This window comes from Pseudomonas sp. NBRC 111143 (genome assembly GCF_001320965.1).
Taxonomy (GTDB): Bacteria; Pseudomonadota; Gammaproteobacteria; order Pseudomonadales; family Pseudomonadaceae; genus Aquipseudomonas; species Aquipseudomonas machongensis.
Window position 1 is genome coordinate 42,154 of sequence record NZ_BCBT01000007.1, and the last position, 22,592, is coordinate 64,745.

24 protein-coding genes are annotated in these 22,592 nt (G+C 65.4%); 17 read left to right on the forward strand and 7 right to left on the reverse strand.

The genetic code is table 11. The features are described from left to right. Window positions 1-51: 51 nt before the first annotated feature. From APH44_RS05870 to APH44_RS05885, 4 genes are all read right to left on the reverse strand, one after another. Window positions 52-810, reverse strand: coding sequence for a hypothetical protein (locus APH44_RS05870; RefSeq protein WP_054891765.1), 759 nt, complete (start codon window positions 808-810; stop codon window positions 52-54). Beyond that, on the reverse strand, window positions 803-1,078 hold the full coding sequence (locus APH44_RS05875; protein WP_054891766.1) for a DUF1145 domain-containing protein: 276 nt from the start codon (window positions 1,076-1,078) through the stop codon (window positions 803-805). Before APH44_RS05875 ends, APH44_RS05870 begins: the two co-directional genes overlap by 8 nt. Window positions 1,079-1,188: 110 nt before the next feature. Further along, window positions 1,189-1,911 (reverse strand): OmpA family protein, encoded by a 723-nt coding sequence (locus tag APH44_RS05880; RefSeq protein ID WP_054891767.1) that lies wholly within the window; start codon window positions 1,909-1,911, stop codon window positions 1,189-1,191. 57 nt (window positions 1,912-1,968) lie between these two features. Beyond that, a complete protein-coding gene (locus tag APH44_RS05885) occupies window positions 1,969-2,664 on the reverse strand; it encodes an OmpA family protein (RefSeq protein WP_054891768.1) in 696 nt (231 codons plus the stop codon). A 160-nt stretch (window positions 2,665-2,824) separates the two neighbouring features. Here APH44_RS05885 and APH44_RS05890 point away from each other — a divergent pair, with 160 nt between their 5' ends. The 10 genes from APH44_RS05890 (at window position 2,825) to pdeM (ending at window position 14,238) form a co-directional block, all read left to right on the forward strand. Then, window positions 2,825-3,319, forward strand: a complete 495-nt coding sequence (locus tag APH44_RS05890) for a DUF6231 family protein (RefSeq protein WP_054891769.1) — start codon at window positions 2,825-2,827, stop codon at window positions 3,317-3,319. A gap of 4 nt (window positions 3,320-3,323) precedes the next feature. After that, window positions 3,324-3,803, forward strand: coding sequence for a YchJ family protein (locus APH44_RS05895; protein WP_054891770.1), 480 nt, complete (start codon window positions 3,324-3,326; stop codon window positions 3,801-3,803). Next, a complete protein-coding gene (locus APH44_RS05900; RefSeq protein WP_054891771.1) occupies window positions 3,803-4,279 on the forward strand; it encodes an LEA type 2 family protein in 477 nt (158 codons plus the stop codon). Before APH44_RS05895 ends, APH44_RS05900 begins: the two co-directional genes overlap by 1 nt. A 6-nt stretch (window positions 4,280-4,285) precedes the next feature. Continuing rightward, entirely contained in the window at window positions 4,286-4,489 is a 204-nt protein-coding gene (locus tag APH44_RS05905; RefSeq protein ID WP_012313055.1) for an SEC-C metal-binding domain-containing protein, read from the forward strand. A gap of 102 nt (window positions 4,490-4,591) precedes the next feature. Beyond that, complete coding sequence (locus APH44_RS05910) at window positions 4,592-7,030, forward strand: penicillin acylase family protein (RefSeq protein ID WP_054891772.1); 2,439 nt, start codon at window positions 4,592-4,594, stop codon at window positions 7,028-7,030. 107 nt (window positions 7,031-7,137) lie between these two features. Continuing rightward, on the forward strand, window positions 7,138-8,154 hold the full coding sequence (locus APH44_RS05915) for a ligase-associated DNA damage response exonuclease (protein WP_054891773.1): 1,017 nt from the start codon (window positions 7,138-7,140) through the stop codon (window positions 8,152-8,154). After that, window positions 8,151-9,815 carry an ATP-dependent DNA ligase gene (locus APH44_RS05920; protein ID WP_054891774.1) on the forward strand — a complete coding sequence of 555 codons (1,665 nt, stop codon included), beginning with the start codon at window positions 8,151-8,153 and terminating at the stop codon, window positions 9,813-9,815. The genes APH44_RS05915 and APH44_RS05920 overlap by 4 nt, the downstream gene beginning before the upstream one ends. Window positions 9,816-9,908: 93 nt before the next feature. Continuing rightward, window positions 9,909-11,024, forward strand: coding sequence for a succinylglutamate desuccinylase/aspartoacylase family protein (locus tag APH44_RS05925; RefSeq protein ID WP_054891775.1), 1,116 nt, complete (start codon window positions 9,909-9,911; stop codon window positions 11,022-11,024). 68 nt (window positions 11,025-11,092) lie between these two features. Beyond that, a complete protein-coding gene (locus tag APH44_RS05930; RefSeq protein ID WP_054891776.1) occupies window positions 11,093-13,579 on the forward strand; it encodes a ligase-associated DNA damage response DEXH box helicase in 2,487 nt (828 codons plus the stop codon). Window positions 13,580-13,581: 2 nt separating this feature from the next. Then, window positions 13,582-14,238 (forward strand): ligase-associated DNA damage response endonuclease PdeM, encoded by a 657-nt coding sequence (pdeM, locus tag APH44_RS05935; protein ID WP_054891777.1) that lies wholly within the window; start codon window positions 13,582-13,584, stop codon window positions 14,236-14,238. On the opposite strand, the gene APH44_RS05940 is transcribed toward pdeM, so the two are convergent. Continuing rightward, window positions 14,239-14,475 carry a hypothetical protein gene (locus APH44_RS05940; RefSeq protein WP_054891778.1) on the reverse strand — a complete coding sequence of 79 codons (237 nt, stop codon included), beginning with the start codon at window positions 14,473-14,475 and terminating at the stop codon, window positions 14,239-14,241. A gap of 96 nt (window positions 14,476-14,571) precedes the next feature. Further along, window positions 14,572-15,138 carry a dCTP deaminase gene (dcd, locus tag APH44_RS05945; protein WP_003258001.1) on the reverse strand — a complete coding sequence of 189 codons (567 nt, stop codon included), beginning with the start codon at window positions 15,136-15,138 and terminating at the stop codon, window positions 14,572-14,574. A gap of 325 nt (window positions 15,139-15,463) precedes the next feature. Between dcd and APH44_RS05950 the strand changes: the two genes are divergently transcribed. Next, window positions 15,464-15,673 (forward strand): cold-shock protein, encoded by a 210-nt coding sequence (locus APH44_RS05950; RefSeq protein WP_003254922.1) that lies wholly within the window; start codon window positions 15,464-15,466, stop codon window positions 15,671-15,673. A gap of 129 nt (window positions 15,674-15,802) precedes the next feature. Here APH44_RS05950 and apbC read toward each other — a convergent pair whose 3' ends face one another. Next, a complete protein-coding gene (gene apbC, locus APH44_RS05955; RefSeq protein WP_054891779.1) occupies window positions 15,803-16,897 on the reverse strand; it encodes an iron-sulfur cluster carrier protein ApbC in 1,095 nt (364 codons plus the stop codon). 160 nt (window positions 16,898-17,057) lie between these two features. Between apbC and metG the strand changes: the two genes are divergently transcribed. The 6 genes from metG to APH44_RS05985 all read left to right on the forward strand — a co-directional run bounded on the left by metG (window position 17,058) and on the right by APH44_RS05985 (window position 22,592). Continuing rightward, on the forward strand, window positions 17,058-19,097 hold the full coding sequence (metG, locus tag APH44_RS05960; protein ID WP_054891780.1) for a methionine--tRNA ligase: 2,040 nt from the start codon (window positions 17,058-17,060) through the stop codon (window positions 19,095-19,097). Window positions 19,098-19,211: 114 nt separating this feature from the next. After that, window positions 19,212-19,745, forward strand: coding sequence for an Rnf-Nqr domain containing protein (locus APH44_RS05965; RefSeq protein ID WP_054891781.1), 534 nt, complete (start codon window positions 19,212-19,214; stop codon window positions 19,743-19,745). Further along, window positions 19,742-20,521, forward strand: a complete 780-nt coding sequence (locus tag APH44_RS05970) for an RnfABCDGE type electron transport complex subunit B (protein WP_054891782.1) — start codon at window positions 19,742-19,744, stop codon at window positions 20,519-20,521. The genes APH44_RS05965 and APH44_RS05970 overlap by 4 nt, the downstream gene beginning before the upstream one ends. Continuing rightward, a complete protein-coding gene (locus APH44_RS05975; protein ID WP_054891862.1) occupies window positions 20,508-21,479 on the forward strand; it encodes an RnfABCDGE type electron transport complex subunit D in 972 nt (323 codons plus the stop codon). Before APH44_RS05970 ends, APH44_RS05975 begins: the two co-directional genes overlap by 14 nt. Continuing rightward, window positions 21,476-22,078, forward strand: a complete 603-nt coding sequence (locus APH44_RS05980) for an RnfABCDGE type electron transport complex subunit G (protein ID WP_054891783.1) — start codon at window positions 21,476-21,478, stop codon at window positions 22,076-22,078. Before APH44_RS05975 ends, APH44_RS05980 begins: the two co-directional genes overlap by 4 nt. Then, the gene (locus APH44_RS05985) at window positions 22,071-22,592 is read left to right on the forward strand and encodes an Rnf-Nqr domain containing protein (RefSeq protein WP_054891784.1); all 522 of its coding nucleotides are present in this window, start codon (window positions 22,071-22,073) and stop codon (window positions 22,590-22,592) included. Before APH44_RS05980 ends, APH44_RS05985 begins: the two co-directional genes overlap by 8 nt.

A 22,592-nucleotide genomic window follows, 5' to 3' on the forward strand; every position in this document is an offset into this window, starting at 1 on the left:
GCAACGCGGCCCTTGGGAACGCAAACGCTTGAGAGCGCAACACGCTCCCCGTCAAAGCCGCTGCAGAATCAACTCCCCCGCGGTACCGGCAAGCCCCGGTTGCCCTGGCAGGCCCGGACGACCGTTGGCACCGGCCTCGGTGCGATACACCAGGCACCCCTTGCTCGCACCACCCTGCCCGGCCTTGCCGGCAGCGCCCGGCTTGCCCGGTGCACCACCATCGAGGCGTACCTGGATACGCTCCTGCGGGAAGTCTGCCGGCAGGGCCAGGCGAATCCGGCCTCCGGCCGCGCCGTCATGCCCATTGCCCCCGTTGTCACCGTTCGCGCCACGGCTGGCGGTGCCCCAGGTACACCCTCCGGCCGTGCCATTGCCGCCATCGAGGCCGGCATAGCCCGGTGCCCCGGCGCCGCCACGGGCGTCGATCGACAGTTGCTCGGCCTCCAGCGTTTGCAGGCGCAAGTCGAGGTCACGACCGGGACGCGCCGCACGCTCGTAGCTGCCCGGCGCTCCCGGCGCGCTGATTTCACTGCCGACACCCAGCACGGCACTGCTCGCTTCGATGCTCAAGGCGCTTTGCGCCGGAGCGATGGCGATGCGCGCGTCACGGCCCAGTTCGAGGTGGTCGATCTTCAATGTGGTGAGCGTGGCGGGCAACAGCAAGGTCGCCGAATCAGCCACCTGCACGCGCTCCAGGTGCACGCTGGACGCCTTGTTCGGCAGGCGCAGCATCGAATGGGCAGCGACTTCGAGACTCTCGGCCTGGGCCAGCGGGGTGGCCAGCGCGGCCAGCAACATCAACTTACGCATGGCGCGAAGCCTCCTGCGGACGGGGAATGGACATGACATGGAAGATGCCGGTCAGCAGGATCTGCAAGCGATCGAACCAGCGATGGCTGCGCCCGCGCAGGCTGGCGTTGAAGAAAAACACCTCCAGCACGTGCAAGCCCAGCAGCGTGATGCCTGCCGCATTGATCAGCAGATTGAACGGCAGGGGTTGCGGCATCAACAGATTGACCAGCACCACCCACCAGAAAACCACCGTCAGGGCCTTGCCCAGGCCCAGGATGAACTTCATACCCCGCCCCCCGACTGTCTTTGTACTGTCTTTGTTATGTGCGCGCGGCCCGTTCGAGCGGGCCGTGCGCACAACAGTACCGCCGCGCCAGGGCGCGCGCCAGAGGCGATTCAGTTCAGGTGCAGTTCCACCCGTCGGTTCTGCGCTCGCCCTTCGTCGGTGTCGTTGTCGGCCACCGGCTCGCTTTCACCGCGACCTTGACTGGTCACCTTGGCCGGCGACAGCCCCTGGCCGATCAGGTACTGCGCAACACTGGCCGCGCGGCGTTCGGACAGGCCTTGGTTGTAGTGGTCGGCGCCTACGCTATCGGTATGTCCGATCACCCTGATGGCCGTCACGCTGGGGTCGCCAAGTTTCGGCAACAGCGCTTGCAGGCGCTGTTGGGCTGGGGCCGACAGCTGTGCGGAGTCGAACGCAAACAGCACCTGGCCCTGATCGTCGAGGGTGATCACCTCAGGCGCAGGTGCTGGGGCCTCGGGTTTGGGCGTCGAAGGCGGATACTGCGGGAGCGGGCAGCCCATGTGGTCGACTGCCGTACCTTTGGGGGTGTCCGGGCAGCGATCACGACGGTCGAACACACCATCGCCATCTTCGTCACCGTCCTGGGCGTAACAGATCAGGCCACCGGCGATGGCTCCGGCAACACCGGCACCGGTCGCCCAGCTGGAGCTTTCGATCGCGCCCAGACCGCCACCGACCAGCCCGCCGAGCAGGCTGCAGACCGGCCAGGTCCGTTGATTGAGGGGGGCGCTGCCATCACTGTGGGTGGCGCACCCGTTCAGCAGGCTGGAGGCCAGCAGCAGCGACACAGCCGTCTTCGACAAGGTATTCATGGGTCATGTCCCCGGTGAATGCGCCCACGCCACGGCTAAAGACGTGGGCGCGGGCGGTCAGCGCTGGATCTTGATCTCGGTGCGGCGGTTCATGGCGCGGCCATCCGCCGTGGCGTTGTCGGCCACAGGCTGGGTCTCGCCCGCTCCCACTACCGAAACGAAGCTGCTGCGCGGTACGCCGCTGGTCACCAGATAGTCGGTCACCGAATGGGCACGACGCTCGGAGAGCTTCTGGTTGTAGCTGTCGGAGCCGACGCTGTCGGTATGGCCGGTCACGCTCAGGCGAGCGCTGGGTGCCTCCTGCTTAAGGCGCGTGGCGATGGTGTTCAGGCGTTCCTTGTCGGTTGCGGTCAGGCGCGCGGAATCGAACTCGAAGTGCACGTCACGGATGACGATGACTTCTTCCTTCTCGACCACGACGACTTCCTCGACCACGGCGACCGGCTCGGGTGGGCACCCGTTGGCATCGACCTGCACGCCACGCGGGGTGCCTGGACACTTGTCGCGGCTGTCGGGCACGCCATCGCCATCTTCGTCGCCATCGCCATGGGCCCAGCAGTAGCCCGCCGCCAGGCCACCGCCGAGCAACGCGCCCCAGCCGGCCCAGCTGGAGCTTTCGATGGCGCCCAGGGCTGCGCCACCCACGCCCCCGACGGCAGCACACTTCGGCCAGTCGGTTTTTTGCAAACCTGCACAACCAGTCAACACACTGGTGAGCAGAACCAGGGGTATCGCTGTGCGTACTATGCTCATTTTCGTTGCTTCTCCTAGGGGGATCGGTGCAGAACCGATGCTCTGGGAGTAAAGACCGCCTATTCCCTCTCTGCCAGCAATTAGCCACGACGCGATGCTGCGCCTCTTTGCCGTCAGGGCTGGGACCGCTAGTCTTGAGCGACCTGAACGAGGATTGGCAATGACCGACGGTTTTTCCCAGCGTACCCCCCAACAGGCCCTGGCGGCCCTTCTCGAGCGCTTCGCACCCGCGCGCCTGCTGTTGGTCGGCACACGTTTCCCGGCCCTGGAGGCCTTCGCCGCAGCCCACCCGACAGCGCAACTGTCGGTGGCTGCGCCCGGTCCGTTGCCTGCCGACCTGGCGGCGCAACGCTTCGACCTCGCGGTGCTGGTCGATTGCCTCGAGCACTTGCCCAAGCGCAGCGGGCTGGAACTGCTCGGCGGCATTCGCAATCTGAATGCCAGCAAGGTCGCGGTTCTGGCCGACCTGGCCGCCTGTGGCTGGCAGGACACCGACTTCTTCGCCCTGGCGCTGTCGGCCAGCGAGAAATTCCGTCGCGACGAGCAGGTACTGAGCCTGTTCACCTATGATCTACATGACTACAAGCAGGTCCCGGACTGGCTCAATGCCAAGTTCTGGGCGAATCCGCAAAACTTTGGCAAGTACTGGTGGTGATTTCATGAGTGTCTCGGTCTGCCCCTGCGGCAGCGGCAATCTTCTCGACGCATGTTGCGGGCACTACCATGCCGGTACTCCGGCACCGGACGCCCAGACGCTGATGCGCTCGCGCTACAGCGCCTATGTGCTGGGGCTGGTGGATTACCTGGTAGCCACCACGCTTCCCGCCCAGCAGACCGGGCTGGACCGCGCCGGCATTGCCGCCTGGAGTGCACAGAGCACCTGGTTGGGGTTGGAGGTGGAAAGTGCGCAGGTCCTGGGTGGGCAACCGGAACATGCGTTCGTCACCTTCACGGCACGCTGGCACGACCAGCAGGGCGACCACCAGCACCGCGAGCGCTCGGCTTTCGTGCAGAACGCCGGGCGCTGGTACTTCATCGATCCGACCGTCGAGCTCAAGGCGGGGCGCAACGACCCCTGCCCCTGCGCCAGCGGGCAGAAGTTCAAGAAATGCTGCGCCAGCTACCTCGGTAACCGATGATGAGCGCCCTGGCCCGACTGCTCCTGCTTGGCCTCACCCTGGCCTTGCTGGGTGGCTGTGCGGGATGGGGCGGCAACCACTGGCGCGAGCCTGAGGTGCACCTGGTCAGGGTGGAAACCGTCAAGGCGCGCCTGCACCAGCAGGAGTTCATCCTGCACCTGCGCATCGACAACCCCAACGACAGCCGCCTGTTCATCCGCAACCTGTCGTACGCAATCCGGCTCAACGACCTGCTGCTGGTGCAGGACGAGACCAGTGTCTGGCGCAGTGTCGGCGGACATGCCCGGCGTACCTTCAAGATCACCGCGCGCACCAACCTGTGGCAGCACCTCAAGCCCCTCGCCAAACTGCTGAAAAGCGGCGATCCGCTGCACTACACCCTGCAAGGCGAACTCAATACCGGCCTGATCAGTCGACGGGACCTGCACTTGTCGCGCAGTGGTGAGATAATCCCCGGCGATCTTCAACCGGAGTAACCCGCAATGACCCAGCAACCCCATGTCCATGGCCCCGACTGCAACCACGGTCACGATCATCACCATGATCATGACCACGGCCATGTGCACGGCCCGCACTGCAACCACGGCCACCAGGAACCGGTGCGCAACGCCCTGAAGGACGTCGGACGCAACGATCCATGCCCGTGCGGCAGCGAGAAGAAATTCAAGAAGTGCCACGGCGCGTAACGCCGCTCCGGGTGGCGTTGCGTTTGCCGCTTGCAGCCCGGCGCGCGCCGCCCTACCTTTAGCGCCTTTCCGACCCCGCCACGCCCCCCAGGAGCCTTCGTCATGGCCGCCCCCGTGTTTCCTCCCTTCCGCCCTCGGTTCGGCACCAGCGCAGTGCTGCTCGGCATGCTCGGGCTCGCCGGCTGCCAGATGGGCGGCTACCAGGACAGCGTGCCACCGACCACCGGCGTCCAGCCACTCAAAGGCCTGGCGCAGAACGTCTCGGTACGACGCAACGCCATGGGCGCACCGTTGATCGAGAGCAGCAGTTTCCACGATGCGCTGTTCAGCCTCGGCTACGTCCATGCGGGCGACCGCATCGAACAGATGGTCGCCATGCGCCTGCTCGCCCAGGGGCGACTGGCCGAGATCGCTGGCTCCGAAGCCCTGGACATCGACCGCCTGATGCGCGCCGCCAACCTCAAGCAGAGCGCCGGCCAGCTGTATGCCGACGCCTCGCCGCGCCTGAAGCGCTTCTTCGAGGTCTATGCCCGCGGGGTCAACGCCTATCTGTTCCGCTACCGCGACAAGCTGCCGGCCGAACTCGCCCGCAGCGGCTATCGCCCCGAATACTGGAAGCCCGAAGACTCGGCGCTGATCTTCAGCCTCTATGCCTTCAGCCAATCGGTGAACCTGCAGGAGGAACTCTCGGCCCTGACCCTGGCGCAGAAGGTCGGCAGCGACAAGCTCGCCTGGCTGCTGCCAGGTGCACCCGACGAGCCTCTGGCCGAGGCCGAGACCGACAAGCTCAAGGGCATCAACCTGGCCAGCCAGATCCCCGGCCTGAACGACGTCGCCGCCGCCAGCCAGAAGCTCGCCGACCTCGACTTGCTGGGCAGCCCCGGTTCCTCGAACCTGGCCCTGGGCCCCCTGCGCAGCCGCAGCGGCAAGAGCCTGCTGGCCAGCGACAGCCGCGCCGCCTGGGCGCTGAGCCCGGTACAGATCCACACCGGCAAGTACCAGGTCGCCGGCCTGTCGCTACCCGGCCTGCCGATCGTGCTGGCCGGCTACAACGGCAAGCTGGCCTGGAGCAGCAGCGCAGTGATGGCCGACAACCAGGACCTGTTCCTTGAGCAACTGCGCCGCCAGGGCAGTCAACTCACCTACCTGGCCGACGGCAAGTGGCAGCCGGCCCGCGCGCGTAACGAAACCTTCTTCGTGCGCGGCCAGCGCCCGGTGCGCGAAGTGCTGTACGACACCCGCCATGGCACCCTGCTCGGCCAGCCCGGCAACGGCTATGGCCTGGCCCTGCACCTGCCGCAGCTCAAGGACGACAAGAGCCTCGATGCGCTGTTCGACCTGACCCGCGCCAGCAACCTCGAACGCGCCTTCGACAGCACCCGCGAAATCGGCGCCGCTGCGCTGAACTTCGTCTTCGCCGAGCCCGAGCACATTGGCTGGCAGGTCAGTGGCCGCTACCCCAATCGCCGCGAAGGCCAGGGCCTGCTGCCCTCGCCGGGCTGGGACGGACGCTTCGACTGGGACGGTTTCGCCGATGCGATGCTCCACCCCTACGACCAGGACCCGCCCAGCGGCTGGATCGGCCATGCCAACCAGCGCAGCCTGCCCAAGGGCTACGGCATGCAGCTGTCCAGCACCTGGTACTACCCCGAACGCGCGGAGCGCCTGGGCCAGTTGGCCGGTAACGGGCGTCATGACAGCCGTAGCCTGATGGCCCTGCAGAACGACCAGGTCACCCTGCTGGCCGACAAGCTCAAGCGCATGTTCGACGCCCCGGGCATGGCCCAGCCGCTCAAGCAGGCCATCGATGCCCTGCCCGCCGAGCAGCGCGACAAGGCCCGTGAAGCCCTGACCCGGCTCAAGGCCTTCGATGGCCGCCTGAGCCCAGTCTCGGCGGATGCGGCGCTGTACGAACTGTTCCTCCAGGCCGTCACCCGCCAGACCTTCCTCGACGAGCTTGGCCCCGAATCCAGCCCGGCCTGGCAAGCGTTTGTCAGCAACGCCCGGCTGTCGTACTCGGCCCAGGCCGACCACCTGCTTGGTCGCGAAGACAGTCCGTTCTGGGATGACCGCAGCACGCCGCAGAAAGAAGACAAACCGACCATCCTCGCCCGCAGCCTGGCCGCCGCGGTGGATGCCGGTGTCGCACAGATGGGCGCCGACCGGCATGCCTGGCAATGGGGCAAGCTGCACCAGTACCGCTGGCCAGCACCGAACTACTACGGGCTCGGCGACACCGTCAGCCGCGCGCCGATGGCCACCGGCGGTGACTTCAGCACCCTGGCCCTGACCCCTTACGCCTGGGGCAACGGTTTCGAAACCAGCCTGCCAGCCTCCGCACGCATGGTCGTCGACTTCGGCCAGGCCGAACCGCTGCAGATCCTGACCAGCAGCGGCCAGTCCGGCAACCCCGCCAGCCCTCACTACAGTGACGGCCTGGACGCCTGGTTCAAGGGGCGCTTCATGAGCCTGCCCGTGCAACCGCAGAACTTTGCCCGCGCCTATGGCAGCCAACGCCTGACGCTGGTGCCGGGCAAGTAGGCGGCTACCCCGAGCGGCTCGTCCGGGCCGCTCGTCAGCACCATGTCATCCGAACTTCCGGGCCAGCGCTGCGCTCCTAACTTGTAACCTCAGCCAGCGCGAACGCCATGGACCTCGTCATCGCCCGCCCCGAAGGCCTGTACTGCCCGCCCGGGGACTTCTACATCGACCCCTGGCGCCCGGTTGACCGTGCGGTGATCACCCATGGGCACGGCGACCATGCGCGCACCGGCAACGGCCATTACCTGTGTGCCGAACCCGGCGCCGGTATCCTGCGCAGCCGTCTTGGCCAGGACATCGACCTGCAAACCCTGCCTTATGGAGAACGCCTCCAGCATCACGGCATCACCTTGAGCTTCCACCCTGCCGGCCACGTGCTCGGCTCGGCCCAGGTGCGCCTTGAACACCAGGGCCAGGTGTGGGTCGCCTCGGGCGACTACAAAGTTGAGCCAGACGGCACCTGCGCGCCGTTCGAGCCGGTGCGCTGCCACACCTTCATCACCGAATCCACCTTCGGCCTGCCGATCTATCGCTGGCCCTCGCAGGCCGAGGTGTTCGAAGGCATCAATGCCTGGTGGCGTGCCAATCGGGACCAGGGCAAGGCCAGCGTGCTGTTCTGCTACGCCTTCGGCAAAGCCCAGCGCATTCTCCACGGGCTGGACGCAGGCATAGGGCCGATCGTGGTGCACGGCGCGGTCGAGCCGCTCAACCGCGTCTACCGCGAAGCCGGGATCGCCCTGCCCGAGACCCTGTACGCTGGCGATCTGCCACGCAACGATCCACGCCTGCGCCAAGCCCTGGTGCTGGCACCACCCTCTGCAGGTGGCAGTAGCTGGATGCGTCGTTTCGGCGACTACAGCGATGCCTTCGCCAGTGGCTGGATGCTGCTGCGTGGCACCCGGCGCCGGCGTGGTGTCGATCGCGGCTTCGTACTCTCCGACCATGCCGACTGGCCTGGGCTGCTATGGGCAATCGGCGAAACCGGTGCGGAACGGGTCATGGTCACCCATGGCTCGGTCAACGTGCTGGTGCGCTACCTGTGCGAACAGGGCCTGGACGCCCGCGCCTTCGCCACCGAGTACGGCGAGGAAGACGACACGCCCGCGCCGGAGAGCGCCACATGAAGGCCTTCGCCGAACTCTACCTGCGCCTGGACGCCACCACTTCGAGCAACGCCAAGCTGCAGGCCCTGCGCGACTATTTCGCCGAGGCTCCCGCCGCCGATGCGGCCTGGGCGGTGTACTTCCTGGCCGGAGGCCGCCCGCGCCAACTGGTGCCGACCCGTCTGCTACGCGAGCTGGCCACGCAGTTGGCAGACCTGCCCGACTGGCTGTTCGAAGAGAGCTACCAGGCTGTCGGCGACCTGGCCGAGACCATTTCCCTGCTGTTGCCCCAGCACCGACACGATACCGACGAGGGTCTGGCCGTGTGGGTCGAGCAGCACCTGCTGCCCTTGCGCGGGCAACCGGCGGATGAGGTGCGCCAGCGCTTGCCGACACTCTGGGAAAGGCTGGACCGCCCCAGCCTGATGCTCTGCCTGAAGTTGATCACCGGCAGCTTCCGTGTCGGCGTTTCCAAGCTGCTGGTCACCCGTGCGCTGGCGCAGTTGTCGGGGCTGGATGCCAAGCGTGTGGCCCAGCGCCTGGTCGGCTACACCGACCTGGCTCATCGCCCCGTTGCTGAAAGCTACCTGAAGCTGATCGCCCCCGAGTCCGACGACGAGCACGCCCAGCGCGGCGGCCAGCCCTATCCGTTCTTTCTCGCCCACGCCCTGCAGGCGCCACTGGAACAGTTCGAGACACTGCTCGGCCCGGTCGATGACTGGCAGGCAGAATGGAAGTGGGATGGCATCCGCGCCCAGGTGGTCAAGCGCGAGGGCCAGCTGTGGATCTGGTCACGGGGCGAGGAACTGGTCACCGAGCGTTTTCCCGAGTTGCATAGCCTGACAGAGACATTGCCTGATGGCACCGTGCTCGATGGCGAGATTCTGGTATGGAAGCCCGGCGCCTGCGACGACAGTCTGGCAGTGCAGCCCTTTGCCCTGCTCCAGCAGCGGCTGGGCCGCAAGACCCTGGGCCGCAAACTGCTGGCCGATGCACCGGTGGTGCTGCAAGCCTACGACCTGCTGGAATGGCACGGCGAGGACTGGCGCAGTCGCCCACAACACGAGCGCCGCGGGCAACTGGAACGGGTGCTGGTCGAGTACCCCTTGGCCCCCGTGCTGCTTTCACCCCTGGTGCAGGCACCGAACTGGATAGCCCTGGCCGAGCAACGTGAGCAGTCGCGCAACCTGGGTGTGGAAGGGCTCATGCTGAAGCGGCGCGATGCCCTGTACGGCGTCGGCCGCACCAAGGACCTGGGCCTGTGGTGGAAATGGAAGGTCGACCCGTTCAGCGTGGACGCCGTGCTGATCTATGCCCAGCGCGGCCATGGCCGATGCGCCAGCCTCTATAGCGACTACACCTTCGCCGTCTGGGATGCCCCTGCAGGAACAGCGCAACGCAACCTGGTGCCCTTCGCCAAAGCCTATTCAGGCTTGAGCGACGAAGAGATGCGCAAGGTCGATGCGATCATCCGCAAGACCACTGTGGAAACCTTCGGCCCGGTACGCAGCGTCACCCCGACGCTGGTCTTCGAGTTGGGTTTCGAAGGCATCGCACTGTCCAAGCGACACAAGAGCGGCATCGCCGTACGCTTCCCGCGCATGCTGCGCTGGAGGCTCGACAAGCCGGTCGCGGAGGCCGACGACCTGGCGACCCTGCAGAGCTTGCTGGGCCCTGTATAGCTGCTTCTACGCACACCAGCATGCACAAAGCCCTGGTTTGTGCTTCTATTTCCAGTCGCCCATGTTCAACGCCCAGCGCAGACCAGGACCACCATGCACCACTCGACCCACGAACTGCTGTCCCCAGTCCCCGGCATCGCCCGCCAGTTGCACAGCTTCCATTTCGGCCCGCGTGGCGATGGCAAGGTGTACATCCAGGCCTCGCTGCACGCCGATGAATTGCCAGGCATGCTGGTGGCCTGGCACCTCAAGCGACGCTTGAACGAACTGCACCAGCAAGGCCTGCTGCGCCGCGAGGTGGTGCTGGTGCCGGTGGCCAACCCGGTGGGTCTGGAACAGGTGCTGCTGGACGCACCGCTGGGGCGCTTCGAACTGCAGAGCGGGGAAAACTTCAATCGCAACTTCGTCGACCTGTCCGACAGCATCGGCGACCAGATCGAAAGCCACCTCACGCAAGACCCGGCACACAACCTCTCGCTGATCCGGGAATACCTACGCCGCGGGCTCGACAGCCACCCCGCCGTCACCCCCCTGCAATCCCAGCGCCTGGCCCTGCAACGCCTGGCCTGCGACGCCGACATGGTGCTGGACCTGCACTGCGACTTCGAAGCCGTCGAACACCTCTACACCACGCCCGAAGCCTGGCCGCAGGTCGAGCCGCTGGCGCGCTATCTCGGCGCCCAGGCCAGCCTGCTGGCCACCGACTCCGGCGGGCAGTCGTTCGACGAGTGCTTCAGCCTGGTGTGGTGGCAACTGCAGCAGCGTTTTGCCAAGCGTTTCCCGATTCCCATGGGCAGCTTCTCGGTGACCGTCGAGCTGCGCGGCCAGGCCGACGTCAACCACGAGCTGGCAAGCCAGGACTGCCAGGCAATCCTCGATTTCCTCACCCACAGCGGGGTGATCGAAGGTCAGCCCGCGGCATTGCCGCCGCTGCGCCACCCCGCCACCCCGCTGGCTGCCGTGGAGCCATTGATCGCACCGCTGGGCGGCCTGCTGGTGTTCCACGCAAAACCGGGGCAGTACCTGGAGCCTGGGCAACTGATCGCCGAGGTCATCGATCCGCTCAGCGACCGGGTGACGCCGATCCGCAACGTCCAGGGCGGGCTGCTCTACGCCCGCAGCGTCCGGCGCATGGCCACCACCGGCATGGTGATCGCCCATGTCGCAGGGGAAAAGGTCTGCCGCAGCGGCTATCTGCTGGCCAACTGATCCCGATCAAACCAAAGCACCTTGCGGCCGGTCTGTAGAAGCACAGCCTTCGACGAGACCGGCCGCCGATGCCATCCCCTTCCGACCTCGCCAGCACCTGGTTCGCCTCCCGCAACTGGAAGCCTTTCGCCTTCCAGCGCAGCGTCTGGGCTGCGATCCAGCGCGGCGAGTCGGGCCTGCTGCACGCCAGCACCGGCAGCGGCAAGACCTACGCCGTCTGGCTCGGCGCCCTGCGCGCTTTCGCACAGTTGCACGACGCACGCCGACCGGCGCCACTCCAAGTGCTGTGGATCACACCGATGCGCGCCCTGGCCAGCGATACCGCGCGCGCGCTGCAAGCACCGCTGGACGAATTGGGGCTGAACTGGACCATCGGCGTACGCAGCGGTGACACCACCAGTGCCGAACGTGCACGCCAGGCCCGGCGCCTGCCCAGCACGCTGGTCACCACTCCCGAAAGCCTCACCCTGCTGCTGACCCGCGAACAGGCTGCCGCCGACTTCGCCAGCCTGCGCCTGGTGGTGGTCGATGAATGGCACGAACTGCTCGGCAACAAGCGCGGCGTGCAGTTGCAACTGGCCCTGGCCCGGCTGCGGCGCTGGCAGCCGCAACTGGTGGTGTGGGGGCTTTCGGCCACCCTGGGCAACCTGCCGCACGCCCTTGAGGTCTTGCTGCCTGCCGGCGGGCGACTGGTTCAGGGCCGTCAGGACAAGCGCATCCTGGTCGACACCTTGGTGCCGAGCGCGATCGAACGCTTCCCCTGGGCCGGGCATATGGGGCTGAAGATGCTCCCTCAGGTCAGTGCCGAGCTCGCGGCCAGCGCCAGCAGTCTGGTGTTCACCAACACCCGCGCTCAGGCCGAGCTCTGGTACCAAGCCCTGCTCGAGGCGCATCCCGAGTGGGCGGGACTGATCGCCCTGCACCACGCATCGCTTGCCCGGCACGCCCGTGACTGGGTCGAGCGCAGCCTCAAGCAGGGCACGCTGAAGGCGGTGATCTGCACCTCAAGCCTCGACCTGGGTGTGGATTTCCTGCCCGTCGAACGCGTCCTGCAGATCGGCTCGGCCAAAGGCATCGCCCGCCTGCTGCAACGTGCAGGCCGCTCTGGGCACGCACCTGGGCGTACCTCACGGGTGACCCTGGTACCGACCCACAGCCTTGAACTGGTGGAAGCGGCGGCGGCACGCCAGGCGCTGGCTGCCGGGCATATCGAGACACGCTATTCGCCGCGCCTGAGCACGGACGTGCTGGTCCAGCATCTGGTCAGCATGGCGCTGGGCAGTGGTTTCCGACCGGCCGAACTGTTCGAGGAGGTTCGCAGCACCTGGGCCTTTCGCGATCTCGAAGAAAGCCAGTGGCAATGGGCACTGTCATTTGTGCGCAATGGCGGCAGCTCGCTCACCGCCTACCCGGACTACCAGCGCGTCGCAGCGTACCCCGACGGCATCTGGCGCGTGGCCAGCGAGCGCCTCGCCCGGCGTCATCGTCTGGGTATCGGCACCATCGTCAGCGACGCCAGCCTGCAGTTGAAGTACTGGAGCAAAGGGGGCGGCGGCAAGTCGCTGGGCAGCGTGGAGGAATCTTTCATTGCCCGTCTCAAGCCCGGTGACGCGCTGTTGTTCGGCGGACGGATCCTGGAGCTGGTAAGGGTCGAGAACATGACCGCCTACGTGCGCCGCAGCACCGCGCGCAAGGCGGCGGTAGCACGCTGGAATGGCGGACGTATGCCGCTGTCGAGCGAGCTGGCGCAGGCGCTGGTCGAGCGTCTGGATGCAGCAGCCCACGGCTGCTACGAAGGCGCGGAAATGCATGCCGTTCGCCCCCTGCTGACACTTCAGGCGAGCTGGTCGGCCCTGCCCACACAGCGCACATTGCTGGCCGAAACCCTGCACTCGCGCCAGGGCTGGCACCTGTTTCTCTATCCCTTTGCCGGGCGCATGGCCAATCTGGGCCTTGCCAACCTGATCGCCTGGCGGGTCAGCCGCGCGCAGCCGCTGTCCGTGTCGATCGCGGTCAATGACTACGGCTTCGAACTGCTCGCAGCAAGCCCTGTGGACTGGGCCGCGCACTTGCCCGCTGCACTGGCTGCGGACAATTTGCTGGAAGATGTCCTGGCCAGCCTGAATGCTGGCGAGATGGCGCTGCGGCGCTTTCGTGAAATTGCCCAGATCGCCGGGCTGGTATTCGGCGGCTATCCCGCCGCGCAGAAAAGCACGCGCCAGCTCCAGGCCTCCAGTGGTCTGTTCTACGAGGTGTTTCGCAAGCATGACGCTGGCAATCTGCTGCTGGGCCAGGCGCGTGACGAGGTGCTGCGTGAGGAGCTGGAGATCGAGCGTCTGCATCAGCAGTTGCAGAAAATGTCAGGATTGCGCCTCGATCTGCACGCATTGCGCCGGCCCGGGCCGCTGGCCTTCGCCCTATTGGTCGAGGGCATGCGCGAAACCCTGAGCACGGAAAAACTGGCAGACCGCATCGCCCGGATGGTGGCGGATCTCGAAAAGGCGGCGAGCCGAACCATGAGCGACCTTGCGGGAACTGAACGGAGGAAATCCTGAACGTGCACCACCTGGCGATCGAACATTGCGGCGAAACGCTGTGGCTGTTACCTGAAAAAGCGCTCTACTGGCCAGCCCGGCGCGCCCTTCTGGTTGCCGACCTGCACATTGGCAAGGCCGCCAGCTACCGCGCCCTGCACCAACCGGTGCCACGCGGTACTACCCAGGCGACCCTGGATCGCCTGGACACGCTCTTGCAGCATTACGATTGCCAGCAGTTGATCGTACTCGGCGACTTTCTCCACGCACGTACTGCACGAGCACCTGCCACCCTGGCCCGTGTAGCTGCATGGCGCGAACGGCACCCATGGTTACGGGTGGTCCTGGTGCGAGGCAATCACGACCGTCATGCTGGCGATCCGCCGCAGGAGCTGGCCATCGAAGTTGTCGACGAGCCTTTGCTACTGCCGCCATTCGCGCTACAGCACGAGACCGGCGCTCACCCCGAGCATCCGGTGATCGCAGGCCATGTCCATCCGGCGTGCGTCCTGCGCGGTCGTGGCCGCCAACGCCTGCGCCTGGCGTGCTTCATGTTCCACGCAAAGGTGAGCCTGCTGCCGGCGTTCGGCGAGTTCACCGGCGGTTGGACGGTGCAACCAGAACCCGACACCCGCCTGTTCGTCGTGGGCGATCAACGGGTCTGGGCAGTGCCGGCCTGATCAGGCGACTGGCGCTGGAGGCGGCTCGTCGGGCAAGGTCGGCTCGCCCGGCTCCATCGGCGGGTGCTCGCCAGGCTCGGGGGGTTGCGGGGTATCGGGATCAGGCTGGTGCGGGACGCCACCGGCGTGCAGATCCGTCGGCGGATGCGGGTGCGCGAGCAGAGTCCAGGCCATCATGCCGATCTGGTTCGGCTGCAGGACGGCCAGCTTCGCGCTGATTGCAGGATCGAGTTTCATGGGCTGCTCCTGACGAGGGCCGGCGTACGTCATGCACGCCGGGGACTTACCTCGTTGGAGTGGCAAAAGGGGAACTAATTCCCCCAGCTCGTCGGCTCAGGTACGTGGCAGCGTGACGCCGCGCTGGCCCTGGTATTTGCCGCCGCGATCCTTGTACGACACCTCGCACTCTTCATCGGATTGCAGGAACAACATCTGGGCCACGCCTTCGTTGGCGTAGATCTTGGCCGGCAGTGTCGTGGTGTTGGAGAACTCGAGGGTGACGTGCCCCTCCCACTCCGGCTCCAGGGGGGTGACGTTGACGATGATGCCGCAGCGGGCATAGGTGCTCTTGCCCAGGCAGATGGTCAGGACATCGCGCGGAATGCGGAAGTACTCGACAGTACGGGCCAGGGCGAAGGAGTTCGGCGGGATGATGCAGACGTCGCTCTTGATGTCGACGAAGCTGCCGGCATCGAAGTTCTTCGGATCGACGGTGGCCGAATTGATGTTGGTGAACACCTTGAATTCATCGGCGCAACGTACGTCGTAGCCGTAGCTGGAGACACCGAAGGAGATCACCCGGCTGTCCTGTTCGCCACGCACCTGGCGCTCGACGAACGGCTCGATCATGCCGTGTTCCTGCGCCATGCGGCGAATCCACTTGTCCGATTTGATGCTCATGGCGGGATGTCCTGAAAGTACGAGGTGAAAAAACGAGATGCGCATCTTACCGGTCCTGGCGCGCGCGTTAAAGTTCCCTGCCCCTATCCCGCGCCGGACGGGGGCTGGCCACCCGCCGATCCGAATTTCATCAAAGCCGCTGTTGGCCATTGGCAGCTTGCGGAAAGTGGGGTAAGGTGGCGCCACTGTGCTGCACGTGACACCGAGAATCTGTTTGATGCACGATCCTGATCGGCCCATCGCTGAATTTTCCGCTCTCTTTGCACTCAGTCCCGGCCAGGGCAATTCCTGAGCCGAAATCTACTTTGTCCAAGGAGACAGACACATGTCCAATCGCCAATCCGGTGTTGTTAAGTGGTTCAACGATGAGAAGGGCTACGGCTTCATCACTCCTCAGTCGGGTGACGACCTGTTCGTACACTTCAAAGCCATCCAGGCTGACGGCTTCAAAACCCTGAAAGAAGGCCAGGCTGTTACTTTCGTCGCTACCCGCGGCCAGAAAGGCATGCAGGCTGAAGAAGTTCAAATCGCCTAAGTCGATTTAGCTTCCTCGCTTTCAAAAAAAACCCGCCTTCCGGCGGGTTTTTTTGTGCCTGCACAAAACGACGCAAGCCCAGCAGGAACGGCTTGTGCCGCTCCTGCTGGGCTTGCGTAAGCCGGCGGATCAATCTTCGCTGATGGTAATGCTCGGCATTGCCGGCGCCGACGCTTCCTGTAGCACGATCCGAGCCCCCACCTGACGGGCCAGCTCCTGGTAGACCATGGCAATCTGGCTTTCCGGCTCGGCGATCGCTGTCGGCTTGCCGCTGTCTGCCTGCTCGCGAATCAGCATCGAGAGCGGCAACGACGCCAGCAACTCGACGCCATACTGCGCCGCCAGCTTCTCACCGCCACCTTCACCGAACAGGTGCTCGGCATGACCGCAGTTCGAGCAGATGTGCACCGCCATGTTCTCCACCACACCGAGGACCGGGATGTTGACCTTGCGGAACATCTCGACACCCTTCTTCGCATCCAGCAGTGCCAGGTCCTGCGGGGTGGTGACGATCACGGAACCGGCTACCGGCACTTTCTGCGCCAGGGTCAGTTGAATGTCGCCAGTGCCCGGCGGCATGTCGATCACCAGGTAGTCGAGGTCGTCCCAGGCGGTCTGGGTCACCAGTTGCAGCAAGGCGCCGGAAACCATCGGGCCACGCCAGACCATCGGTGTGTTGTCGTCGGTCAGGAACGCCATCGACATCACCTCGACGCCATGGGCCTTGATCGGCACGAACCACTTCTGCTCGCGAATCTGCGGGCGGGTGCCTTCGGGGATCCCGAACATCACACCCTGGCTTGGGCCGTAGATGTCCGCATCGAGAATACCGACCCTCGCGCCCTCGCGAGCCAGGGCCAAGGCCAGGTTGGCGGCAGTGGTCGACTTGCCGACGCCGCCCTTGCCCGAAGCCACGGCAATGACATTCTTCACATTGGCCAACGCAGGCACCTGGGCCTGGGCCTTGTGTGTGGCGATCAGCGTATCGATGCTCACCTGCGCCGCCGTCACGCCTTCGAGGTTCTCGATCGCCGTCTGCAACACCTGGGCCCAGCCGTTGCGAAACAGTGCAGCGGCATAGCCTAGCTGCAACTGCACACTGACCTGCCCACCTTGAATGTCGATCGCCCGCACGCAACCGGCGCTGACCGGGTCCTGGTTCAGGTAGGGGTCGGTGTACTGGCGAAGCACGCCTTCAATGGCGGCACGTGTGACGGCACTCATGGAGACTCCCGTGGCATTCCGAAAAAAGTGAATCAGGCGCCTATGCTAACCCGTCAACCGTCAGCAGATGCGTGTGCGGGGTGAAATATATTTCCCAGCCCTTTATAGTGGCCGATCATCCTCAATTTTTACCCGTCGCCAGATAAGTAGCCGAGCCACCATGTCCGAGCCACGCCAGATTCTCGTCACCAGCGCCCTGCCCTATGCCAATGGATCCATCCATCTTGGCCATATGCTTGAGTACATCCAGACGGACATGTGGGTACGCTTCCAGAAACTGCGTGGCAACCAGTGCATCTATGTCTGCGCCGACGACGCCCACGGTTCGGCGATCATGCTGCGCGCAGAGAAAGAAGGCATCACGCCCGAGCAGTTGATTGCCAACGTCCAGGCCGAGCACAGCAGTGACTTCGCCGACTTCCTGGTCGAGTTCGATAACTTCCACTCCACCCACAGCGAAGAGAACCGCGAACTGTCGAGCCTGATCTACACGCGCCTGCGTGAAGCCGGGCACATCGCCAATCGCTCCGTGACCCAGTACTACGACCCCGAGAAGGGCATGTTCCTGGCCGACCGCTTCATCAAGGGCACCTGCCCCAAGTGCGGGACCGAGGACCAGTATGGCGACAACTGCGAGAAGTGCGGTGCCACCTACGCTCCCACCGAGCTGAAGAACCCCAAGTCGGCGATTTCCGGTGCCACGCCAGTACTGCGCGACTCCCAGCACTTTTTCTTCAAGCTGCCCGACTTCCAGGCCATGCTGCAGCAGTGGACACGCAGTGGCACCCTGCAGGACGCGGTCGCCAACAAACTCGCCGAGTGGCTGGATTCCGGTCTGCAGGAGTGGGACATTTCCCGTGACGCACCGTACTTCGGCTTCGAGATTCCGGGCGAGCCGGGCAAGTACTTCTATGTCTGGCTGGATGCGCCGATCGGCTACATGGCGAGCTTCAAGAACCTCTGTGACCGCCGCCCGGAGCTGGACTTCGACGCGTTCTGGAACGCAGACTCCAAAGCCGAGCTGTATCACTTCATCGGCAAGGACATCGTCAACTTCCACGCCCTCTTCTGGCCCGCCATGCTCGAAGGTGCAGGTTTCCGCAAGCCGACTGCCGTCAACGTGCACGGCTACCTGACGGTCAACGGCGCGAAGATGTCCAAGTCTCGCGGCACCTTCATCAAGGCACGCACCTACCTCGACCACCTGCAGCCCGAGTACCTGCGCTACTACTACGCAGCCAAGCTGGGCCGTGGGGTCGACGATCTCGACTTGAACCTCGAGGACTTCGTGCAGAAGGTCAACTCCGACCTGGTCGGCAAGGTGGTCAACATTGCCAGCCGCTGCGCAGGCTTCATCCACAAGGGCAATGAAGGCGTAATGGTTGCTGGCGACGCCGCACCAGAGCTGACCGAAGCCTTCCTGGCCGCCGCACCCTCGATCGCCGAAGCCTACGAGGCCCGTGACTTTGGTCGTGCCATGCGCGAAATCATGGCCCTGGCCGACCGCGCCAACGCCTGGATCGCCGACAAGGCACCGTGGTCGCTGGCCAAGCAGGAAGGCAAGCAGGATGAAGTCCAGGCCATCTGCGCCCAGGGCATCAACCTGTTCCGCCAACTGGTGATCTTCCTCAAGCCGGTACTTCCAGTGCTGGCCGCCGACGCCGAGGCCTTCCTCAACGTCGCACCGCTTGAGTGGAACGACCTGCAGTCGCGCCTGGAAAACCACAAGCTGAACCCGTTCAAGGCCCTGATGAGCCGCATCGAGCCGGCCAAAGTCGAAGCCATGGTCGCCGCCAGCAAGGAAGACCTGCTGGCCGCTGAAGGCAAGGCGCCGGCCGGCAACGGCGAGCTGGACAAGGACCCGCTGTCGGCCGAGATCGAGTTCGACACCTTCGCCGCCGTCGACCTGCGCGTGGCGCTGATCGTCAAGGCCGAGGCCGTAGCCGGTGCTGACAAGCTGCTGCAACTCACCCTCGACATCGGCGACGAGCGTCGCAACGTGTTCTCCGGCATCAAGTCGGCGTACCCGGACCCATCGAAGCTCGAAGGCCGACTGACCATGATGGTAGCCAACCTCAAACCTCGGAAAATGCGCTTTGGTGTTTCCGAAGGCATGGTCATGGCCGCCGGCCCTGGCGGTGAAGAGATCTACCTGCTGAGCCCGGACAGCGGCGCCAAGCCAGGTCAGCGTATCAAGTAAGACCCTCTTGCCCAGGGGATCGTCCTGCGATCCCCTGGCTTGCCTCCTCTTTGGGCATTTCCAATGCCTGCTCCCTGCCGGATAATCGTTCCATCCCCGGCCCTCGGCACCTCCATGAGCGATTTCGTCCTGGTTCTGGTCAGCGCCGCGCTGGTCAATCACCTGATCCTGCACAGCGGCACGCCCGCCCGTGCACGCCTGCACCTGCTCGGCCTGTGCAGCGCACTGTCGATGCTGTTGATGGTGCCCGCAGCCCTGTTGCTGCGCCAGCCGCAGCTGGCAGGGCTGCAACTGTTGCTGACGTTGCCATTGCTGGCGCTGCTGGCGTGGGGCATCCCGACGGCACTGGCGCGCCTGCGCCCTCATTGGCCGGTACAGAACCTGGCGCCGCTGCTGCTGGGCAATGTCGCGGTGCTAGGCTTGCTGTTGCACTTGGCCACAGCGCAATCCAGCCCAGCCGCTACTGGCGCCTGGGCCCTGGCCCTGGGAATGGGGTTCTGGCTGGCACTGGCATTGTTCGACGACCTGCGCCAACGTATCGATCATCCTGATATGCCCCGCGCTTTTCGCGGCCTGCCGATCGAGCTGATAGGTGCCGGAGTCATGGCCATGGCCTTTTCCGGCCTCAACGGACTGTTCACACAATGAACCTGATTCACCGCATCGACGCCCTGCTACCGCAGACCCAGTGTGGCAAATGCGATCACGCAGGCTGTCGACCTTACGCAGAAGGCCTGGCGGCGGGCGAAGCGATCAACAAATGCCCGCCTGGCGGCAGCGAAACCATCGCCGCCCTGGCCCAGTTGCTGCAGGTGCCAGTGATCGCCCCGGACCCCGAACGCCGCGCGGCGCCAGCGCAGGTCGCCTTCATCCGCGAAGCCGAGTGCATCGGCTGCACCAAGTGCATACAGGCCTGCCCGGTAGATGCCATCGTTGGTGCCAGCAAGTTGATGCACACCGTGATCGCCAGCGAGTGCACCGGCTGCGACCTGTGCCTGGCGCCCTGCCCGGTCGACTGCATCGAGCTGCTGCCACTGCCGGACAACCTGGTGCCGATCGTCGGTGGACTGGCGCAGACCGCCGAGCATCTGGTCGCTCGCAGCCATCGTCGCAATCAGCCGCGACTGCGCCACGAACAACGAACTGTACGCCTGCAGCGCGAAGAAACGCGCCGCCAGGCCGAGCGCCAAGCCCGAGTTCAGCGCATCACCGGCACGCAAGGGGCTGATCAGGAGAGCGCGCTGAAACGGGCCAAGATCGCTGCGGCCATGAGCCGTGCTCAGTTGAACGCCGCGCGTGGCGCCCTGGGCGCGACAGCGGACCAGGCACAGCATGCACAGGTCCAGCGACTGGAGGCGGCAGCGCAGAAGGCGCAGCAACAGCTCGATGCGCTACTGGTCGGACCGGGCCATGCAGGCGCCTGACAGCCGCCAGCGCAATGCCATGGGCCAGGTGCTGCTGGCCTGTGTCCCTGGCCTGCTATGCCTGCTCTGGTTGCAGGGCTGGGGCGTGCTGCTCAACCTGCTGTTGTGCAGCGCAACGGCACTGACCTGCGAGGCGGTATCGCTGTATCTGCGTGGCCAGCCAATACGCCCTTTCCTCAGCGACGGCAGCGCTCTGGTCAGCGCCGTGCTGCTGGCGATCGCCCTGCCCACCCTGGCTCCCTGGTGGCTGCCGATGACCGCGGTGCTGGTGGCGATCGCCCTGGGCAAGCACGCATTTGGCGGCGTCGGCCGCAATCCGTTCAACCCGGCCATGCTGGGATACGCCTTCGTGCTGCTGAGCTTCCCGCTGCAAATGACCCACTGGCCGACGGGCAACCTCCAACTGGCAGACAGCCTGGGCCTGGTATTCGGCGACGGCACGCAGATCGATGCCTGGGCCGGCCCCACGGTACTCGACGTGCTGCGCCACAACCGCAGCCTGACTGTCGACGAGCTGTTCGCCAGCAACCCCGGCTTCGGTAACCTCGGTGGGCGCACCAGCGAATGGCTGAACCTGGCATTCCTGCTGGGCGGCATCTTTCTCCTGCACCGCCGCGTGTTCAGCTGGCATGCCCCAGCGGGGCTACTGGGTGCGCTACTGGTCGTCAGCCTGCTGTGCTGGAACGGCTCGGGGTCGGACTCTCACGGCTCACCGTTGCTGCACCTGTTCAGCGGATCGACCATGCTGGCGGCCTTCTTCATCGCCACAGAACCGGTGTCCGGCCCTCGCCTGCCGCTAGCCCGCCTATTGTTCGGCATCGGCTGCGGGCTGCTGATCTACTTGATACGCACCTGGGGCAGCTACCCCGACGGCACGGCCTTCGCGGTACTGCTGATGAACCTGGGAGCGCCGGCGCTCGATCGCCTTGCCGCCCGGCGCCAGGCCCTCACATCATGAACGCGAGGCTGCGCGACCTGCTCTACCTTGCCGTGGTCGCCGTCCTGGCCGTCGCCGCCACCCTGGTCTGGCGGCAGTGGACATCTGCGCCGATTGCCGATGCCGCACGAGAGCTGCAAGAACAACAATGGCTGGCGGTGCTGCCCCCACAGCGGTACGACAACGATCCACTGCAAGCGCCTCTACCTATTGCCAACACCGAACTGCAGCACAGTCGGCTACTGGGCGGCTACCGCGCAACCCTGGTCGGCACTACCAGTGCCATCGTGCTACGCAGCCAGACCCAGGGATATGCTGGCCCCATCATGCTGTCGATCGCCATCGATCCCCATGGCCGCCTGATCGCGACACGGGTGCTGGCACAGGAAGAAAGCCCGGGGCTCGGCGGGCAACTAGGCGACCGTGCGAGCCACTGGATTGAGCAATTCGACCGGCAAGGCGCAGAGGCCAACTGGGCGGTGAAACGCGATCAAGGCGACTTCGACCAGTTGGCCGGCGCCACCGTCACCTCACGCGCAGTGATGGCGGCCTTGCAGGATGCCCTGCGCTACTTCGATGCACACCGCAGCAGTCTGCTGGAGCACACCACCGATGAATAGGTTCTGGCTGCTGGGCAGTGCCCTGGCCCCTTTGCTCGGCGCCACCCAGACCCTGGCGAACGCGCTGGCAATCGGATTGTCGACCCTGTTGCTGGTACTCGGCCACCAAGCGCTGATGCGACCTCTGCGCCGCATGATCGGTGCCCCGCGGATCATCGCCAGCCTGATACTCGCCGCCGCCCTGGCGAGCTGCCTGCAATTGGGCCTGAACGCCTGGGCGCTCCCCCTGGCGCTGAGTCTGGGCCATTACCCTGCCCTGCTGAGCCTGCACTGCGTCGCTGTGGATGCCCTGGCACCGCGCACTGGGCGCTGGCCGGCGCTCATCCGGCACCTGCTGGGCCTGATGGGCCTGTACCTGATACTGGGTGCCTGCCGCCAATGGCTGGGACAGAGTGCCGGCATCCACCTGGCGGTCCTGACACCCGGCGCATTGATACTGCTCGGCCTGCTCCTGGCCTTGTACAATCGCCTGCGTCCGGCCCCTGCCACCTCAAGCCGTCAAGGAACGCTTTGA

Bases quoted from the DNA above. Each gene is read 5' to 3' on its own strand.
- metG (WP_054891780.1), top strand. From the start codon at position 17,058: ATGTCCGAGCCACGCCAGATTCTCGTCACCAGCGCCCTGCCCTATGCC.
- APH44_RS05905 (WP_012313055.1), top strand. From the start codon at position 4,286: ATGACCCAGCAACCCCATGTCCATGGCCCCGACTGCAACCACGGTCAC.
- APH44_RS05970 (WP_054891782.1), top strand. From the start codon at position 19,742: ATGAACCTGATTCACCGCATCGACGCCCTGCTACCGCAGACCCAGTGT.
- APH44_RS05895 (WP_054891770.1), top strand. From the start codon at position 3,324: ATGAGTGTCTCGGTCTGCCCCTGCGGCAGCGGCAATCTTCTCGACGCA.
- APH44_RS05910 (WP_054891772.1), top strand. From the start codon at position 4,592: ATGGCCGCCCCCGTGTTTCCTCCCTTCCGCCCTCGGTTCGGCACCAGC.
- APH44_RS05880 (WP_054891767.1), bottom strand. From the start codon at position 1,911: ATGAATACCTTGTCGAAGACGGCTGTGTCGCTGCTGCTGGCCTCCAGC.
- APH44_RS05950 (WP_003254922.1), top strand. From the start codon at position 15,464: ATGTCCAATCGCCAATCCGGTGTTGTTAAGTGGTTCAACGATGAGAAG.
- APH44_RS05885 (WP_054891768.1), bottom strand. From the start codon at position 2,664: ATGAGCATAGTACGCACAGCGATACCCCTGGTTCTGCTCACCAGTGTG.
- APH44_RS05915 (WP_054891773.1), top strand. From the start codon at position 7,138: ATGGACCTCGTCATCGCCCGCCCCGAAGGCCTGTACTGCCCGCCCGGG.
- APH44_RS05930 (WP_054891776.1), top strand. From the start codon at position 11,093: ATGCCATCCCCTTCCGACCTCGCCAGCACCTGGTTCGCCTCCCGCAAC.
- APH44_RS05985 (WP_054891784.1), top strand. From the start codon at position 22,071: ATGAATAGGTTCTGGCTGCTGGGCAGTGCCCTGGCCCCTTTGCTCGGC.
- APH44_RS05975 (WP_054891862.1), top strand. From the start codon at position 20,508: ATGCAGGCGCCTGACAGCCGCCAGCGCAATGCCATGGGCCAGGTGCTG.
- APH44_RS05900 (WP_054891771.1), top strand. From the start codon at position 3,803: ATGAGCGCCCTGGCCCGACTGCTCCTGCTTGGCCTCACCCTGGCCTTG.
- APH44_RS05920 (WP_054891774.1), top strand. From the start codon at position 8,151: ATGAAGGCCTTCGCCGAACTCTACCTGCGCCTGGACGCCACCACTTCG.
- apbC (WP_054891779.1), bottom strand. From the start codon at position 16,897: ATGAGTGCCGTCACACGTGCCGCCATTGAAGGCGTGCTTCGCCAGTAC.
- APH44_RS05940 (WP_054891778.1), bottom strand. From the start codon at position 14,475: ATGAAACTCGATCCTGCAATCAGCGCGAAGCTGGCCGTCCTGCAGCCG.
- APH44_RS05890 (WP_054891769.1), top strand. From the start codon at position 2,825: ATGACCGACGGTTTTTCCCAGCGTACCCCCCAACAGGCCCTGGCGGCC.
- APH44_RS05875 (WP_054891766.1), bottom strand. From the start codon at position 1,078: ATGAAGTTCATCCTGGGCCTGGGCAAGGCCCTGACGGTGGTTTTCTGG.
- APH44_RS05965 (WP_054891781.1), top strand. From the start codon at position 19,212: ATGAGCGATTTCGTCCTGGTTCTGGTCAGCGCCGCGCTGGTCAATCAC.
- APH44_RS05925 (WP_054891775.1), top strand. From the start codon at position 9,909: ATGCACCACTCGACCCACGAACTGCTGTCCCCAGTCCCCGGCATCGCC.
- APH44_RS05980 (WP_054891783.1), top strand. From the start codon at position 21,476: ATGAACGCGAGGCTGCGCGACCTGCTCTACCTTGCCGTGGTCGCCGTC.
- APH44_RS05870 (WP_054891765.1), bottom strand. From the start codon at position 810: ATGCGTAAGTTGATGTTGCTGGCCGCGCTGGCCACCCCGCTGGCCCAG.
- dcd (WP_003258001.1), bottom strand. From the start codon at position 15,138: ATGAGCATCAAATCGGACAAGTGGATTCGCCGCATGGCGCAGGAACAC.